At 70.7% G+C, this 16,673-nt stretch carries 15 protein-coding genes; 10 read left to right on the top strand and 5 right to left on the bottom strand.

Going from position 1 to position 16,673, the window contains the following annotated elements; translation table 11 throughout:
• Nucleotides 1-14: 14 nt before the first annotated feature.
• Complete coding sequence (locus F4556_RS13730; protein ID WP_184914858.1) at nucleotides 15-854, top strand: GNAT family N-acetyltransferase; 840 nt, start codon at nucleotides 15-17, stop codon at nucleotides 852-854.
• A 104-nt stretch (nucleotides 855-958) separates the two neighbouring features.
• Here the strand turns inward: F4556_RS13730 and F4556_RS13725 are convergent, their stop codons facing one another.
• On the bottom strand, nucleotides 959-1,888 hold the full coding sequence (locus F4556_RS13725; RefSeq protein ID WP_184914855.1) for a hypothetical protein: 930 nt from the start codon (nucleotides 1,886-1,888) through the stop codon (nucleotides 959-961).
• A 250-nt stretch (nucleotides 1,889-2,138) separates the two neighbouring features.
• On the opposite strand from F4556_RS13725, the gene F4556_RS13720 reads away from it, so the two are divergent.
• The 3 genes from F4556_RS13720 to F4556_RS13710 all read left to right on the top strand — a co-directional run bounded on the left by F4556_RS13720 (nucleotide 2,139) and on the right by F4556_RS13710 (nucleotide 4,072).
• Entirely contained in the window at nucleotides 2,139-2,777 is a 639-nt protein-coding gene (locus tag F4556_RS13720; protein WP_184914853.1) for a papain-like cysteine protease family protein, read from the top strand.
• Between the two features lie 13 nt (nucleotides 2,778-2,790).
• The gene (locus F4556_RS13715; RefSeq protein WP_184925810.1) at nucleotides 2,791-3,621 is read left to right on the top strand and encodes a hypothetical protein; all 831 of its coding nucleotides are present in this window, start codon (nucleotides 2,791-2,793) and stop codon (nucleotides 3,619-3,621) included.
• Between the two features lie 175 nt (nucleotides 3,622-3,796).
• Complete coding sequence (locus F4556_RS13710) at nucleotides 3,797-4,072, top strand: hypothetical protein (RefSeq protein ID WP_184914849.1); 276 nt, start codon at nucleotides 3,797-3,799, stop codon at nucleotides 4,070-4,072.
• Here F4556_RS13710 and trhA read toward each other — a convergent pair.
• The gene (gene trhA / locus F4556_RS13705; protein WP_184914846.1) at nucleotides 4,043-4,708 is read right to left on the bottom strand and encodes a PAQR family membrane homeostasis protein TrhA; all 666 of its coding nucleotides are present in this window, start codon (nucleotides 4,706-4,708) and stop codon (nucleotides 4,043-4,045) included. The genes F4556_RS13710 and trhA overlap by 30 nt on opposite strands.
• A 268-nt stretch (nucleotides 4,709-4,976) precedes the next feature.
• Between trhA and F4556_RS13700 the strand changes: the two genes are divergently transcribed.
• A complete protein-coding gene (locus tag F4556_RS13700) occupies nucleotides 4,977-6,806 on the top strand; it encodes a phosphoenolpyruvate carboxykinase (GTP) (RefSeq protein WP_184914843.1) in 1,830 nt (609 codons plus the stop codon).
• A gap of 118 nt (nucleotides 6,807-6,924) precedes the next feature.
• On the opposite strand, the gene F4556_RS13695 is transcribed toward F4556_RS13700, so the two are convergent.
• Nucleotides 6,925-8,139: a pyridoxal phosphate-dependent aminotransferase gene (locus tag F4556_RS13695; protein WP_184914840.1), complete on the bottom strand. Its 1,215-nt coding sequence runs from the start codon at nucleotides 8,137-8,139 to the stop codon at nucleotides 6,925-6,927.
• A gap of 82 nt (nucleotides 8,140-8,221) precedes the next feature.
• Between F4556_RS13695 and F4556_RS13690 the strand changes: the two genes are divergently transcribed.
• The gene (locus F4556_RS13690; RefSeq protein WP_246511015.1) at nucleotides 8,222-8,836 is read left to right on the top strand and encodes a prepilin peptidase; all 615 of its coding nucleotides are present in this window, start codon (nucleotides 8,222-8,224) and stop codon (nucleotides 8,834-8,836) included.
• Nucleotides 8,837-8,932: 96 nt separating this feature from the next.
• Here the strand turns inward: F4556_RS13690 and F4556_RS39080 are convergent, their stop codons facing one another.
• Nucleotides 8,933-10,549, bottom strand: coding sequence for a chitinase (locus F4556_RS39080; RefSeq protein ID WP_184914836.1), 1,617 nt, complete (start codon nucleotides 10,547-10,549; stop codon nucleotides 8,933-8,935).
• A gap of 347 nt (nucleotides 10,550-10,896) precedes the next feature.
• Here F4556_RS39080 and F4556_RS13680 point away from each other — a divergent pair, with 347 nt between their 5' ends.
• The 4 genes from F4556_RS13680 to F4556_RS13665 all read left to right on the top strand — a co-directional run bounded on the left by F4556_RS13680 (nucleotide 10,897) and on the right by F4556_RS13665 (nucleotide 15,984).
• Complete coding sequence (locus F4556_RS13680) at nucleotides 10,897-11,691, top strand: isoprenyl transferase (protein WP_184914833.1); 795 nt, start codon at nucleotides 10,897-10,899, stop codon at nucleotides 11,689-11,691.
• A 205-nt stretch (nucleotides 11,692-11,896) separates the two neighbouring features.
• Nucleotides 11,897-13,231 carry an RNA 5'-3' helicase PhoH2 gene (gene phoH2 / locus F4556_RS13675; protein ID WP_184914831.1) on the top strand — a complete coding sequence of 445 codons (1,335 nt, stop codon included), beginning with the start codon at nucleotides 11,897-11,899 and terminating at the stop codon, nucleotides 13,229-13,231.
• 419 nt (nucleotides 13,232-13,650) lie between these two features.
• Nucleotides 13,651-14,331, top strand: coding sequence for an aggregation-promoting factor C-terminal-like domain-containing protein (locus F4556_RS13670; RefSeq protein ID WP_184914829.1), 681 nt, complete (start codon nucleotides 13,651-13,653; stop codon nucleotides 14,329-14,331).
• 375 nt (nucleotides 14,332-14,706) lie between these two features.
• Nucleotides 14,707-15,984, top strand: coding sequence for an AI-2E family transporter (locus F4556_RS13665; RefSeq protein ID WP_313068295.1), 1,278 nt, complete (start codon nucleotides 14,707-14,709; stop codon nucleotides 15,982-15,984).
• Nucleotides 15,985-16,135: 151 nt separating this feature from the next.
• Here F4556_RS13665 and F4556_RS13660 read toward each other — a convergent pair whose 3' ends face one another.
• Nucleotides 16,136-16,672 (bottom strand): alkyl hydroperoxide reductase, encoded by a 537-nt coding sequence (locus F4556_RS13660; protein WP_184914824.1) that lies wholly within the window; start codon nucleotides 16,670-16,672, stop codon nucleotides 16,136-16,138.
• Nucleotide 16,673 lies beyond the last annotated feature (1 nt).

Here is a 16,673-nt window from a genome sequence, read left to right as displayed (position 1 = left end):
GGACACAATGCCCCATGACCTGGACCCTCAGTTCCTCCCTGGACGACTTCCGCACGCAGGCCGGTGACTTCCTGGCTGCCCACCCGGCCGAGAACACCGTGCTGCTCACCCTGGTGCACAACCTCACCGAAGGCGGCCCGCACGTCTTCGGCCCGGACGATCCGCAGTACGGCTGGTGGCGGCCCGGGCCGGACGCCCCGGTCGTCGGCGCGTTCGTGCGGACGCCGCCGTACCCGCTCCGGCTCGGCCTGATGCCGGAGCGGGCGGCCACCGAACTGGCGCTCGCGCTGGCCGGGACGGAGCTGACCGCGGTGGACGGCGGGGTGGCCCCGGCGCAGGCCTTCGCGGCGGCGTGGCAGCAGGACGGCACCGTCAAGTCCAACGAACGGCTGTACCGGCTGGGGAAGTTGGTCGATCCCTCGCCACTGCCCGCCGGGACGGTCCGGCTCGCCACGGCAAACGACGTCGAGCTGCTGGTGGAGTGGTTCGGCGCGTTCGTCGCCGAAGCGGAGCTGGCCATCCCCGGGGAGAACCACCGGCCCACGGTCGAACGGCGGACCGCCGACGGGCGCCTGCACATCTGGGAACACCAGGGCACGCCGGTGTCGTTCGCCGGCGTCAGCCCGGTGATCGCCGGGATGTCGCGGATCGGGCCGGTCTACACGCCGCCCGAGCACCGGGGCCGGGGGTACGCGAGCGGGGTGGTCGCGGCGGGGTCGGCCCACGCACTCGCGGCCGGGGCGGCGGAGGTGCTGCTCTTCACCGACCTGGCCAACCCGACCAGCAACTCGATCTACCAGAAGCTCGGGTACGAGGCGGTCGAGGACTGCGTCAGCTTGAGCTTTGCTCGTTAAGTTGCACTGTCCAGGGGCTCGGGGAACGGCGAAAGTGCCTGACCGCCTACGTACGGATCACCTTCTTCGAGGTCGGCGTCGCAGTTCCCCGAGCCCCTGGTGGGTCACTCCCAGTCCCAGCGGATCCCCAGCAGACACGGCGTCAGCGCGCTCGCCACCAGGTGGACGCAGTGGTGTCCGTCGAGGGTCAACTCCTCGGTCTCGTACGGTTCTCCGCCCGGGCTGCGGGAGGTGAAGCGGTGGCAGCGGACCGGGAGGGCGTCGGGGTGGAAGGTGATCTGGAGGACGTACTGGCCGGCGCCAGAGTTGAAGCCGCGGACGTATTCGCAGCTGGGCCCGGCGGCCGGGGCGTCGTCGAAGCCGTAGCCGAGCAGGTGGGTGTCGCCGGTGCGCAGGCGGCGGTCCAACAGGAGTTCGGCGACCAGGAGTTCGGCGCCCGGGTCGCGGCGGATCCGGCCGGGGCGGCAGTTCTCCTCGGCCCGGACGGCGACCCGGGAGATGTCGCAGCCGGGGTCGCCCTGATAGAGCGCCAGGTATCGGTCGATGCCGTCCCGGTGAGCCCGCAGGGCGTGTTGGGAGTCGCGGCGGACCATCTGGCGGTCGGCGCCGATCCGGATCCGTTCGATGTGGGTGACGGTGTGCAGACCGGTGTCCGGCGGTCCGGCGATGGTGGCGAGCAGGCCGTCCACGGCCGAGGCCGGGGCGATCAGGTCGCGGTACGGCCGGGTGGCCGGTGAGGCGGGGCCCGCAGGGGCCTGCCGGGGGCCGAGCAGCCGGGTGAGGGAGTGCTCGGGGAGTTCCAGTACCTCTTCCAACATCCGTACCGCGCGCAGGGATTCGGCGCGTTCGGGGCGCCGTCGGCCCTGCTGCCAGTAGCTCAGGCTGGTGACGCCGACCTGGACACCACGTTGGGCGAGGTGCTGCCGCAGTCGGTTCAGGGCGAGCCCGCGCGCGCTGATGGCGGCACGCAGCGCGAGGTGGAAGGGCCCGGTACGGAGTACCGCCGCCAGCTCGGGCTGGACGGTGTGCTGCATGGCCGGCTCCCGTCTGCCTGGTTGACCGTGAATATTCACATGTACGCGGCGAGTTGTCACCAGTAAGGACGGATACCCGGCCCCCGAACGGGAGTTCCGTTCACACCCGGGGCGGGCCCGTTCACACCCGGCCGGGGCGGCCGAGCAGGTCCGTTGACCGGGACACGGCATGGCTCGATGCTCTGTCCACCGCGTCCGGACGCGGTCCCCCACATCCCCTCTCCTGCGGACTCGCAAGGAGGAGAAGCCCATGCCAACTTCCCGGACACGCCTGCGTCAGGCGGTCGCCGCCCTCGCTCTCGGCATCCTCGCCCCGGCCCTCACGGTGGTCACCGCCACCCCGGCGCCCGCTGCCGTCATCCCCCACGCCCAGCCGGCCTCGGTCACCCCGGGCGCCGTCTCGGCCCTCGCGGCGCGCAAGCTCAACATCACCATGCAGTCGCAGCAGCAGACCAATTGGTGCTGGGCGGCGAGCGGCAACACCATCGCCACCTACTACGGCTACAACTACAGCCAGAACCAGTTCTGCAACGTGGCCTTCAACCGGTCGGTGAACTCGACCTGCCCCAACAACCAGGCCACGCTGGGCAATGTGCAGACCGCGCTGAGCTGGATCGGCATCAACCCCGGTTCGTACGTCACCGGTTACCTGCGCAACAGCACCGTGCAGACCGAGATCAACGCCAACCGGCCGGTCGAGACCCGGATCCAGTGGTCCTCGGGCGGTGGTCACATGCACGTGATCTACGGCTACGACACCGCCAACAACTGGGTCTACTGGGGCGACCCGTGGCCCTCGAACAACCGCTACAACTGGGCGGACTACTCGTACTACGTGAGCAACAGCTCGTTCTCCTGGACCCACTCCCTCTACCGGATCGGTGCGTGAGGAGATGACCGACATGCGTAGGCACACCCACCGCCTCGCGGCCGTCACCGCGCTGGCCGCCACCCTCGGCCTGGCCCTCGCGCTCCCCGCCCAGGCGGCGGAGGGCGGCGCTCCGGCCCCGGTCGCCGCCGCCGAGCTGTCGGCGGCCCGCAGCACGGCCGGATCCCCGGCCGTCCTGGAGCAGCTGGGCCGGTTCTTCGCCCGGAAGGGCATACCGCAGAGCGGCTCGCTCGACCTCGCCCCGGCCGACGAGGCCCGGGCCGCCGCCCAGGCCGCACCCCGGCTGAGCGGGGCCACCGTGCCGGTCTACACCCTGGACCCGGCGTTCGTGGCGGGCACGGCCGGAGCGGCCGTGGCCAAGGCGGAGTTCGTGGCCAGCAAGGCGGTCGCGGCCGACGGGCAGACCGCCTCGGTCTGGACCGTCCGGCAGGACGGCGGCTGGCGGGTGGTCAACATCGCCACGGGTGGCGACGAGACCGACTACGCGGCGCAGGCCGCGAGCACCGGCGGCGGCACGGTCTTCCGGGAGCCGCAGCTGAACGCCTGGTACGTCCTGCGGGACGGGCGGGTGCTGCCGCTGGACGAGGACGCGGTGCGCTCGGTCGGCCCGTCCGGGGTCAGCCTGGCCGGGTACCAGCAGCTGGTGCACCAGCGGTACGGCGACAAGCTGCCCGGTTCGGCGTACGACCGGGCGGGCAAGGGCGGTGGTTATGAGGCGGCCGCCCCGGCTGCGGAGCCGGACGGCCTGCCGCCGCTGACGGCGGGGGTGGCGGGCGCGGCCCTGCTGGCCACCGCCCTGACCGGGGTCGGCCTGGCGGTCCGCCGGCGCGGGCAGAACGGCTGACTCAGAAAAAAGAGGGGCGGCGCGGGGACTTCCCCGCGCCGCCCTTTCGTGTGCCTCGCGTGTGGGTCAACCCGTTGATTTGACGAACCGTTGACCCCTCGTTCGCCTGGCCGCCCGACCGCTATGTCACCGTGTGTGGTGTTGAGTACCCGGCGGGTGGCTGAAGGGGGAGCAGATGGCGGCGCGGGGAGTGCGGGTCGAGAGCGCGCTGGTGGCCCTGGCCGCCGCGCTGGCGGTGGTGCTGGCGTACGTGTTCGGCGGCCCGCGGCTGGTCTGGATCGTCGCGGCGGCCGAGGTCGCCCTGGTGATGCTGGACGTGGCCCGCCGGTTCCGGGTGCGGGCCCACGACCGGGCGGGCCAGCAGGAGCCGGAGGCGCATTGCGAGCGGTGCCGGCGGGCCAGGGAGCGGCTCGACGGCGGCTCAGTTGGCGACGCTGTACGCCACCAGTGAGATGCCGATGTACTGGGCGATGAACGCGCCCAGGGTGAAGGCGTGGAAGACCTCGTGGAAGCCGAACCAGTGCGGTGACGGGTTCGGCTTCTTCAGTCCGTAGACCACCCCGCCCAGGCTGTAGAGCACACCGCCGACGATCAGCAGGGTGACCACCGCCGCGCCGCCGGCCTGCAGGAACTCGGGCAGGAAGAACACCGCCGCCCAGCCGAGCGCGAGGTAGCAGGGCGTGTAGAGCCAGCGCGGCGCCCCGACCCAGAACACCCGGAACGCGATCCCGGCCAGCGCTCCGCCCCAGACCAGCCAGAGCAGCAGCTGCCGCTGGCCGCCCTCCAGCAGCAGGATGGTGAACGGGGTGTACGAGCCCGCGATGATCAGGAAGATGTTCGCGTGGTCGAGCCGGCGCAGGATCGCGTCGCCGCGCGGCCCCCAGGTGAAGCGGTGGTACACCGCGCTGACCCCGAACAGCATCCAGGCGCTGACCGCGTAGATCGCGCAGGCGACCCGGGCCTCGGTGGAGTCCGCAAGGCAGATCAACACGATTCCGGCGGCCAGTGACGCCGGGAACATCCCCGCGTGCAGCCAGCCACGCCACTTGGGCTTGATCTCCACCGATGCGTCCGTCATGGCCAACATGCTACCTACGGCTCCGTAGGTTACTGCAACGTAGGTAGTGACGGTCACCACTTTTGGACGTAATGGAGTATTGGATCGAGGGTGTCGAGGGGTCCGGGTGGGACGGCAGAGCCTTGTTACTGGTCAGTACTTCGCCAAGAAGGCGTAAAAGTTCGCGCGAAATTGCCATCTTGCCGTGTTGGAGCCTTGAGGCCGGAGCTACGGTGTAACCACCCTCAAACCCCCGCGACGCCGTCTCCTAGCCGAGATGGCGTGAAACGGAGCGATCGTGTCGTACGAGAACTCTGCTCTCAGCGCATCCGCGCCCACCCGCCACAAGCGTCTGCTGGCCTGGGTGAGCGAGATCGCGGAGCTGACCCAGCCGGACCGCGTCGAGTGGTGTGACGGCTCGGAGGAGGAGTACCAGCGCCTCGCCGATCTGCTGGTCGCCCAGGGCACCTTCAAGAAGCTGAACCCGGAGAAGCGGGTCAACTCCTACCTCGCCACCTCCGACCCCTCGGACGTGGCCCGGGTCGAGGACCGCACCTACATCTGCTCCGAGCAGGAGAAGGACGCGGGCCCGACCAACAACTGGAAGGCCCCCGCCGAGATGCGGGAGATCTTCACCGGCACGGACGGCCTGTTCAAGGGCGCGATGAAGGGCCGCACGATGTATGTCGTGCCGTTCTCGATGGGCCCGGTCGGCTCCCCGCTGGCGGCGTACGGCGTGGAGATCACCGACTCCGCCTACGTCGCGGTCTCGATGCGCGTGATGACCCGGATGGGTCAGGCCGTGCTCGACCAGCTCGGTGAGGACGGCGAGTTCGTCAAGGCCGTGCACACCGTCGGCGCCCCGCTGGCGGAGGGCGAGGCCGACGTGCCGTGGCCCTGCAACACCACCAAGTACATCTCGCACTACCCGGAGACCCGGGAGATCTGGTCCTTCGGCTCGGGCTACGGCGGCAACGCCCTGCTCGGCAAGAAGTGCTACGCGCTCCGGATCGCCTCCACGATGGCCCGGGACGAGGGCTGGCTGGCCGAGCACATGCTCGTCCTCAAGCTCACCCCGCCGAGCGGTGCCGAGCCCAAGTACATCGCCGCGGCCTTCCCGTCCGCCTGCGGCAAGACCAACCTGGCGATGCTCCAGCCGACCATCCCGGGCTGGAAGGTCGAGACCATCGGCGACGACATCGCCTGGATGCGGTTCGGCGCCGACGGCCAGCTCTACGCGATCAACCCGGAGGCCGGCTTCTTCGGCGTCGCCCCCGGCACCGGCGTGGACACCAACGCCAACGCGATCGACACCCTCTGGGGCAACACGGTCTTCACCAACGTCGCGCTGACCGACGACGGTGACGTCTGGTGGGAGGGCCTCACCGAGGAGCCCCCGGCGCACCTGACCGACTGGCGCGGCAACGACTGGACCCCCGAGTCCGGCACCCCCGCCGCCCACCCGAACGCGCGGTTCGCCGTCCCGGCCGCGCAGTGCCCGACCATCGCGCCGGAGTGGGAGGACCAGGCGGGTGTGCCGATCTCGGCCATCCTGTTCGGCGGCCGCCGGGCCACCGCCGTCCCGTTGGTGACCGAGTCCTTCGACTGGCAGCACGGCGTCTTCCTGGGCGCCAACATCGCCTCCGAGAAGACCGCCGCCGCCGAGGGCACCGTGGGCGAGCTGCGCCGCGACCCGTTCGCGATGCTGCCGTTCTGCGGCTACAACATGGGTGACTACTTCGGCCACTGGCTGAAGCTCGGCGCCCAGGCCGACGCGGCCAAGCTGCCGAAGATCTACTACGTCAACTGGTTCCGCAAGAACTCGGCCGGCGACTTCGTCTGGCCGGGCTACGGCGAGAACAGCCGGGTGCTGAAGTGGATCGTCGAGCGCCTGGAGGGCATCGGCGCCGGCGTCGAGACCCCGATCGGCGTGCTGCCGACCGTCGAGGGCTTCGACCTCAAGGGCCTGGACATCCCGCAGCAGGACCTCGATCTGCTCTTCTCGGTGGACGCCGACATCTGGCGCCAGGAGGCCGCACTCGTGCCGGCCCACCTGGAGCTGTTCGGCGAGCACACCCCCAAGGCCCTCTGGGACGAGTACGAGGCGCTGGTGCAGCGCCTCGGCTGACGCGGCAGAGACGGCTGCGGCCGGAGCCTCGGCCGGACGATCCTCCCCCGACCAAGAGGGGATCGTCCGGATCGGGACTCCGGCCGTAACTGTCTCCAGCTGCTTTTTTGGGCGGGGCTCAGGGCTGGGCGTAGCCGGACAGGAAGTCGCCGATCCGGGTGACCGCGTCGGTGATCTCCTCCGCCCGGGGCAGCGTGACCAGCCGGAAGTGGTCCGGCTCGGGCCAGTTGAAGCCGGTGCCCTGGACGATCAGGATGCGCTGGGACCGCAGCAGGTCCAGCACCATCTGCGCGTCGTCCTTGATCTTGTAGACCTGCGGGTCCAGCCTCGGGAAGGCGTACAGCGCGCCCTTCGGCTTCACGCAGCTGACGCCGGGGATCTCGTTCAGCAGCTTGTACGCCGCGTCCCGGGACTCCAGCAGCCGCCCGCCCGGCAGGATCAGTTCCTTGATCGACTGCCGGCCGCCGAGTGCCGCCGCCACCGCGTGCTGGGCGGGCATGTTGGCGCAGAGCCGCATGCTGGCCAGCACGGTCAGGCCCTCGATGTAGCTGCGGGCCCTGGTCCGGTCGCCGGAGAGCACCATCCAGCCGGAACGGAAGCCCGCCACCCGGTAGGACTTGGACATGCCGTTGAAGGTGACGCAGAACAGGTCGGGCGCCAGGGTGGCGAGCGGGACGTGCACCGCGTCGTCGTAGAGGATCTTGTCGTAGATCTCGTCCGCGTAGATCACCAGCTTGTGGCGGCGGGCGATCTCGACGATGCCCTCCAGGATCTCCAGCGGGTAGACCGCCCCGGTCGGGTTGTTCGGGTTGATCACCACGATCGCCCTGGTCCGGTCGGTGACCTTGGCCTCGATGTCCGCGAGGTCCGGGTACCACTCCGACTGCTCGTCGCAGCGGTAGTGCACCGCGGTACCGCCGGACAGGCTGACCGAGGCCGTCCACAGCGGGTAGTCCGGCGCCGGGACGAGCACCTCGTCACCGTCGTCCAGCAGCGCGGTCATCGCGAGCTGGATCAGTTCGGAGACCCCGTTGCCGAGGAACACGTCCTCGACCGTGAGGCCGTGCAGGCCGCGCTCCTCGTAGTGCATCACCACCGCCCGGCGCGCGGACAGCAGACCCTTGGAGTCGCCGTAACCGTGCGCGGCCGAGAGGTTCTTCAGGATGTCCTGGAGGATCTCGGGCGGCGCGTCGAAGCCGAAGACAGCGGGGTTGCCGGTGTTCAGCTTGAGGATGCGATGCCCCTGGTCCTCCAGTCGCATCGCCTCATCGAGCACCGGGCCGCGGATGTCGTAACAGACATTGGCAAGCTTGCTGGACTGGATGACCTGCATGCCTCGTAACTTTACGACCGATGCCCCTCGATCATCACGTGCTCTTGCACACAACATCAGGTCCGTCTGCCAGGCTGGAGCCGTGATCGCGATTCTGGGTGGGGCGGCGGTGGGGCTCGCGCTGGCCCCGGGGGTGCGCCGGGCGGTCGGCCGGTACGCGGTCCCCTATGAAGGGGAGCCCGCGGCGCGCCCGCTGTCGCTGCCGGTGGCCGCGCTGGTCTCGGCGGCGACCGGGGCGGCGGTCGGCGCCGGGTACGGCTCGGCCGGGTGGCCGGTGCTGGTCTGGGTGGCCCTGCTCGGGCTGGTGCTCGGCCTGGTCGACGCCTCGGTGCACCGGCTGCCCGATCCGCTCACCGCCGCCCTGGCGGCGGGCGCCGCGGCCCTGCTGCTGATGACGGAGCGTCAGTCGCTGCTGCGCTGCCTGCTCGCCGCGCTCGCCCTCGGCCTCGGGTTCGCACTGCTCGCGCTGCTCGCCCCGATCGGCCTCGGCGACGCCAAGCTGGCCCCGAGCCTGGGCGCGCTGCTCGCGGTCACCGGCTGGGGCACCGTGCTGGCCGGGCTGGCGTACGCCTTCCTGCTGGCCGGCCTGTGGGCCGTCGCCCTGCTGCTCACCCGCCGGGCCGGGCGGCAGGACGCGCTGGCCTTCGGGCCTTTCCTGCTGCTCGGCACGCTGCTGGCGGTGCTGGCCACCGGCTGACGCGGCGTCAACGACGAGGCCCGCCGCACCTGGTGGGTACGGCGGGCCTCGGTGGTACGCGGCCCCACCCTCATAGGGCGGCGCACCGGGGAGGTGTTACGGCATGGCGTGGACGAACGGGCCCACGGTGTTGGAGAAGGCGTTGCCGTTGTTGGCGTCCCAGTTGGTCGACCAGGTCATCGCGCCGCGGATGGTCGGCCACTTGGCCGGCGGGACGAAGCTGCCGCAGTTGGTGCCGGTGGCCAGGCAGCTCAGCGCGTTGTTGACCACGCTCGGGGCCACGTAACCGCCGCCCGCCGCCTTGCTGGAGGCCGGGACGCCGATGCCGACCTGGTCCGGGCGCAGGCCGCCCTGGATCTGGGTGCAGACCTGGGCGGTGATGAAGTCGATGGTGCCCTGGTTGTAGACCTTGCCGTCACAGCCGTTCATGCCACCGGAGTTGTAGAACTGGGTGTTCATCACGGTCAGGATGGACTTGGTCTTGAGCGCCAGCTTGAAGTACGCGCCGTCGGTGCTGTAGACCCCGATGGTCTCGGGCGCCATGGTCAGGACGAACTTCGAGCCGACCTTCGCCTGCAGGTTGAGCAGCGCGTTGCCCAGGTGCTCCGGGTTGAGGCCGTTCTCCAGGTCGACGTCGATGCCGTCGAAGCCGTAGTCCTTCAGCACCGCGTAGGCGGAGTCGGTGAAGGCGGCCGCGGCGGTGGCGTCGCCGACCGAGATGGCGCCGTTCTGGCCGCCGATGGAGAGGACGACCTTCTTGCCGGCCGCCTGCTTGGCCTTCACGTCGGCCCGGAACTGGGCGTCGGTGTAGCCGCCGAGCTTGCTGGACAGACCCGGGTCGAGCTGGAAGGTGATCGCGCCGGTCTTGGTCGGCACGGCGTCCGCGAACGACACCTCGATGATGTCGTACGCGCTCTGCACCTCGCTCAGCTTCTGGACGGTCGCACCGTTGTCGAAGTTGTGCCAGTAACCGGTGACCACGTGCTTGGGCAGGTCGGTGACCGGGCCGGTGGGCGTGACGGTCGGGCTGGCGCTGGCCGACGGCGAGGCGGACGCGCTCGGGGAGGCGGACGTGCTCGCGCTCGGGGAAGCGCTGGCCGAGGGCGAGGCGGAGGCGCTGGCGCTGGCGCTCGGGGAAGCGGAGGCGGAGGCCGAGGCGGACGGGGAGGCGGTGCCGCCCGGGCCGGTCAGCGTGATGTCGTCCGCGTTGTAGGCGCCCTGGCCGTACCAGCCGTGCACGTACAGCGTGACGCTGTTGACGCCCGCGCCGGTGGTGAAGGTGGAGGAGAGCTGGTTCCAGCTGGCCTGGCTGGACCAGGTGGACGGGTCGGTGCCGCCGGTGCCGCGCACGCCGAGGTAGGTGTACGGGCCCTGCACCCAACCGGCCAGCGAGTAGCTGGTGTTGGGGAGCACGCTGACGGTCTGTCGGCACTCGGCGGTGTCCGAGGCGCTCGGTGCCGCGTTCAGCGCGTACGAGCCGGAGTGGGCCGGGGTGCCGACGACGCTCGCGCCGCCGGTACAGGTCCAGCCGTTGAGGTTCCCTCCCTCGAAGCCGCCGTTGCTCACCAGGTTGCCCACGGCGGCGTTGGCGCCGCCGGCGAACAGCGCGAGGCCGGTGGCGGCCAGTGCAAGCGCGGTGGTCCCGGCCGCGAGGGCGGCGGGGAGGGGGCTGCGCCGGCGCCGGTGGGACGGCTGCTGCAGCGATCGGGCCATGGAGACGCTCCTGTGGGGGAGGGAGGAGCCGCCGCGGTGGGGGGCGCGGCGGCTCCGTGTGGGGGAGGGGAGTTCCGGCAACAGGGCTGGGGAGGGCGGCGACCTGTGGGGTGGTTGCTGCCCTCGGTCAAAAGCTGGACTAGACCATTGGCAAGCGTCAAGAAGTCGGCGTCGGCTTACGGGACATTTAAGGAACCGGAGACCGTTCCGTGTCCGGCGTCACATCGCCGATTTCAGGCCGTGACACCTTCGGTACCTGCGGCTTTACCGTGCGGACCACTCCGGGAGTAGGCTGCGCGAGGGTATTTGCCGTACCCGAGTAGGACGAGCACGGAGGGGCCGAACACATGGGTCTGCGCGACGTCGTGGAGCGCACGCCGGGTCTCCGTACCCTGCTGGACAACGCCTACCGGGTCTACGGTCGCCGGGTCGAGGTCCACCTCGCGAACACCCCGCACCACATCGGCGTGATCCTGGACGGCAACCGCCGCTGGGCCCGCGCGACCGGCGGCACCACGGCCGACGGACACCAGCGCGGCGCGGACAAGATCAGCGAGTTCCTGGGCTGGTGCGACGAGACGCACGTCCAGGTGGTCACGCTCTGGATGCTCTCCACCGACAACCTCTCCCGCCCGGCCGACGAACTGGTGCCGCTGCTCGGGATCATCGAGGACACCGTCCGGCGGCTGGCCGCCGACGGCCGCTGGAAGGTCCACCCGGTCGGCGCGCTCGACCTGCTGCCGTCCCGGACCTCCGACGTGCTCAAGGAGGCCGCCGAGGCCACCGCCGACATCGACGGCATCACCGTCAACGTCGCGGTCGGGTACGGCGGTCGGCACGAGATCGCCGACGCCGTCCGCTCGCTGCTCCAGGAGCACGCGGGCCGCGGCACCTCGATCGAGGAGCTCGCCGAGATCCTCGACGTCGAGCACATCGCCGAACACCTCTACACCAAGGGCCAGCCCGACCCCGACCTGGTCATCCGCACCTCGGGCGAACAGCGGCTGTCCGGCTTCCTGCTCTGGCAGAGCGCGCACAGCGAGTTCTACTTCTGCGAGGCGTACTGGCCGGCCTTCCGGAAGGTCGACTTCCTCCGGGCGCTGCGGGACTACCAGCTGAGGAACCGTCGCCTCGGGCTCTGAGGTCTGGGGCGGTCGTCCCGCTTGCGGTGAGCCTGTGGTCCCGGGTTCGAGCTGACGCACCGAAAGTTAACCAACGATGATCCGTCGTTGGGTTCGCGGCGCGGTTCGCCTGGGAATACCCCTGTCAGACCGGTACTCCGGCCAACCGGGGTCGCGGGGACCGGCATGCCGCGGGTGACGCAGGGTCATCCGCTCTGGAGGCCTAGTGGTCAGTACAAAGAGCCGCCGGACACCAGACCGGCGCACGTACGTTCTCGACACCAGCGTGCTCCTGGCGGACCCACTCGCCATGACCCGTTTCGAGGAGCACGAGGTCGTCCTCCCCGTGGTCGTGGTCACGGAGTTGGAGGCCAAGCGGCACCATCCGGAGCTGGGCTACTTCGCCCGCCAGGCGCTGAGGCTGCTGGACGACTTCCGGGTCCGGCACGGCCGGCTCGACGAGCCGATCCCGGTCGGCGAGCTCGGTGGCAGCATCCGGGTGGAGCTCAACCACTCGGACACCTCGGTGCTCCCGGCCGGTTACCGGCTCGGCGGCGGCGAGGCGGACACCAGGATCCTGGCCGTCGCGCGCAATCTGCAGGCCGAGGGGTACGACGTCACCGTCGTCTCCAAGGACCTGCCGATGCGGATCAAGGCCAGCGCGGTCGGCCTGCTCGCCGAGGAGTACCGGGCCGAGCTGGCGATCACCTCCGGGTGGACCGGAATGTCCGAACTGCACGTCTCCGGCGACCAGGTGGACGCGCTGTTCGGCGCCGGCCACGACGTCGCGGTGGACGTGCAGGGGGCGGAGGAGCTCCCGGTGCACACCGGGCTGGTGCTCACCTCGGAGCGCGGCCGGGCCCTCGGCCGGGTCACCCAGGACGGCCGGGTCCGGCTGGTCCGGGGCGACCGCGAGGTGTTCGGGCTGCGCGGCCGGAGCGCCGAGCAGCGGGTCGCCCTCGATCTGCTGCTCGACCAGGAGGTCGGGATCGTCTCGATGGGCGGCCGGGCGGGTACCGGCAAGTCCGCGCTGGCGCTGTGCGCCGGTCTGGAGGCGGTGCTGGAGCGCCAGCAGCACCGGAAGGTGATGGTCTTCCGGCCGCTCTACGCGGTCGGCGGGCAGGAGTTGGGCTATCTGCCCGGTTCCGAGTCGGAGAAGATGAGCCCCTGGGCGCAGGCGGTCTTCGACACCCTCTCGGCCGTCACCACCCCGGACGTGATCGAGGAGGTGATCTCCCGCGGGATGCTGGAGGTCCTCCCGCTCACCCACATCCGGGGCCGGTCGCTGCACGACGCCTTCGTGATCGTGGACGAGGCGCAGTCGCTGGAACGGAACGTGCTGCTCACCGTGCTGTCCCGGATCGGCCAGGGGTCGCGGGTGGTGCTCACCCACGACGTCGCCCAGCGCGACAACCTCCGGGTGGGCCGGTACGACGGGGTGGTCGCGGTGGTGGAGAAGCTGAAGGGGCACCCGTTGTTCGCCCACATCACGCTGACCCGCTCGGAGCGGTCGCCGATCGCGGCCCTGGTCACGGAGCTCCTGGAGGACGTGAACCCCTAGGCCGACCCCGGTCATAACGGGGCAGAACCGGACAGCGGGACCTGGTACGAAGTATCAGGTCCCGCTGCTGTGACCACATCTGACGGACCTTCGCCAGCGGCTCGGGCAAACGTGCTGGTCGTGAACTCTGTGAGATGCGCCACGCAACCGGGAATTGCGTTGACCCGTCCCCGTGCGGCATGGTGAGGGTTCTGTCAGGCCCCGCGTACGGCACATATCACCCGACAACTCCGGTTATCGGGTGGACAACTGAACAAGGATGAGCCGTACGCCGCCCGAACGAAACGCCGATCCGGCACTTGCCGGTCCGGTGCCGGGCCCGTGTCTCCCGTGACCATCTGCACCATGGAGACCAGCGACCAGGGGCATGTTGCGCCCCCAGTGGTCACGCGTACGGGGCGACGCCGGAAGGAAACCATGTGACTCGGATCTCGGTCCGGGGAGTTGCTGTCGCCTCAGCCACCGCCGTCACCGCTGTCGGTGCCGTCGTGGGTGTGGCCTCGGGCAGCGAGGGCACGCAGACCCACACGGTCGACGTCGCCGGAGCCTCCCTGCTCCAGGACGCTCCGATCGGTGCCCAGGCGCAGGCCGTCAGCGACCACTTCACCGCGCAGGCGAACGCCCAGCAGGCATCCGCCGATGCCGCGGCCAAGAAGGCTGCCGAGGAGGCCGCGCGCCAGAAGGCCGCCGCCGACGCGCAGGCCAAGGCCGACGCCGAGAAGGCCGCGAAGGCCGCCGAGGCGAAGCGCAAGGCCGACGAGGAGGCCGCGAACCGCGCCAAGGCGCGCTCCGTGATGGCCGCCGTCAGCCCGGGCTCGGTCCAGGAGATGGCGCTCCAGATCGTCGGCGACGAGGCCCAGTTCCAGTGCTTCAGCCAGATCGTGAAGCGCGAGAGCGGCTGGGACTACACCGCCAGCAACGCCAGCTCCGGTGCCTACGGCCTGGTCCAGGCGCTGCCCGGCTCCAAGATGGCCTCGGCCGGCGCCGACTGGCGGACCAACCCCGCGACCCAGATCAAGTGGGGCCTGAACTACATGAACAGCCGCTACGGCTCGCCCTGTGGCGCGTGGTCGTTCTGGCAGTCGCACCACTGGTACTAGACACACCGTCAGACCGCGCGAGAGCCCCGATCCCACCGGATCGGGGCTCTCGTCGTCTTCCGTCGTCCTCTGCGGCCCACGGGTCGGGCCGCGCCGCCCGGGCCGGCTGACCAGCGCGCCGCGGGCGGTGCGGTCCTGGGTGCGGTACGCGACGCCCGGAGTGGGTCCTGGTTGCTCCGGGCCGCCGGTCCGCGGGCGGTTGGTCCGTGTAATCGGGCCCCTCCCCGCATTTAGGGGGATCGAAACATGCCGATCTGTGACGGTTTGTCGGATCGGTACCGCGGAACTCCCGGGTGGCGCCCCGCCTTCGCCCGGTACCGTCGTCCCGGACGGTCGTGGCGGGACCCACGGCGCGAACGGGGAACGGTGGTCTGGGTGGCACAGGGCTGGTGGATATCGCGAGCGGCGGTCCGGCTGGGCAGCGCGCTGCAGCAGCGGGCGGCCGCCACGGCTGCCACGGCCGAGCGGCCCGAGCAGCTTCCGGTACCGCGGGAGCCCGCGCCGGTGGTGGTCGAGGTCAAGCCCGAGCCGGTCCGTGAGTTCCACGCACCGCGACCGGCCACCCCGGCCGAGGCGGTGCCCTGGGGCCTGCGGGTGGCGGCCGAGTCGACCTGGCGGCTGCTGCTGCTGGCCGGCGCGCTCTACCTGCTGTTCCGGGTGGTCGACATGCTCCGGCTGGTCGCCTTCGCGGTGCTGGCCGCCCTGCTGATCTCCGCGCTGCTCGAGCCGACCGTCTCCTGGCTGCGCCGGCACGGCGTGCCGCGCTCGCTGGCGGCGGCAGGAACGTTCCTGAGCGGGGTGGCCGGGATCGGCCTGGTCGGCTGGTTCGTGGTCTGGCAGGTGACCACCAACCTGCACTCGGTCACCGATCAGGTCCAGGAGGGCGTCGAACGGATCCGGGACTGGCTGGTCACCGGACCGCTGCACCTGACGCAGCAACAGATCACCGACTTCGCCAAGCAGATCTCCGCCGCGATCGGCACCAACTCCGAGCAGATCACCTCCGCCGGGTTCACCGGTGTGACGATCGCGGTCGAGGTGCTGACCGGCGTCGTGCTGACCGCCTTCACCACGTTCTTCCTGCTCTACGACGGCGCCCGGATCTGGGGCTGGGCCCTCGGCATGCTGCCCCGGCAGTCCCGCTACGCGATGGCGGGCGCCGGCCCGAAGGCGTGGGCCACCCTGACCGCGTACGTGCGCGGCACCGTCTGCGTGGCCTTCATCGACGCGCTCTGCATCGGGATCGGCATCCAGCTGCTCGGCGTCCAGCTGGCGTTGCCGCTGGCCGTGATCGTCTTCCTCGGGGCCTTCGTGCCGCTGGTCGGCGCACTCGTCACCGGGACCATCGCGGTGCTGATCGCGCTGGTGACCCAGGGGCCGTTCACCGCGCTGATGGTGATGGTCGTACTGGTCGCGGTCCAGCAGATCGAGGGGCACCTGCTGCAGCCGCTCATCCTCGGCCGCGCGGTCCGGGTCCACCCGCTGGCCGTGGTCCTCGGCGTCGCGGCGGGCACCATCGTCGGCGGCATCGGCGGCGCGATCGTCTCCGTCCCCCTGATCGCCGTCACCAACACCGTGGTGGTCCACCTCCGCCGCCGCGCCGCCGCGGGCCAGCAGGTCTTCGAGGCCCTCGAAGCAGCACGTTCCCAGTGAACGTATGGGCCTACGGCCCAGGGGCTCGGGGAACTGCGACGCCGACCTCGTAAGAGGTGATCCGTGCGTAGGGGGCCAGGCACTTTCGCCTGTGACCCGCACGCCAGATCTCGTCGCTGTTCCCCGAGCCCCTGGACAGTGCAACTCACCGTCAGAGTGCGGCGAGCACAGCCTCGGAGTCGAGGGTGGCCGCCACGGCCTGCAGCACCGCCGCGATCTTGACCGACGCCTGGATGACCTCGCGGTCGACGCCCGCCTTGCGGAGCACGCCCTCGTGCGAGTCCAGGCACTGACCGCAGCCGTTGATCGCGGAGACCGCGAAGCACCACAGCTCGAAGTCGGCCTTCTCCACGCCCGGCGTGCCGATGATGTTCATCCGCAGCCCGGCCCGCATCCCGCTGTACTCCTTGTCGGAGAGCAGGTGGGTGGTCCGGTAGTAGACGTTGTTCATGCCCATGACGGCGGCCGCGCCCTTGGCGGCGTTGTACGCCGCCGGGCTCAGCTCGGCCTTGGCGACGGGCTCCAGCTCACGCAGCACCGCCGGCGAGCGGGTCGCCATGGCGCAGGAGAGCACGGTGCCCCAGAGCTGCTGGGCGGGCAGCTCCGAGTTGCCTATGACCGCGCTCAGGTTGAGCTTGAGGTCCTTGGCGTAGTCCGGCAGGGCGGCCTTGAGCTCGTCCAGTGCCATC

Origin of the sequence: Kitasatospora gansuensis (genome assembly GCF_014203705.1) — a bacterium.
GTDB classification, from domain to species: Bacteria; Actinomycetota; Actinomycetes; order Streptomycetales; family Streptomycetaceae; genus Kitasatospora; species Kitasatospora gansuensis.
This window is presented reverse-complemented; position numbering and strand designations above follow the sequence as displayed.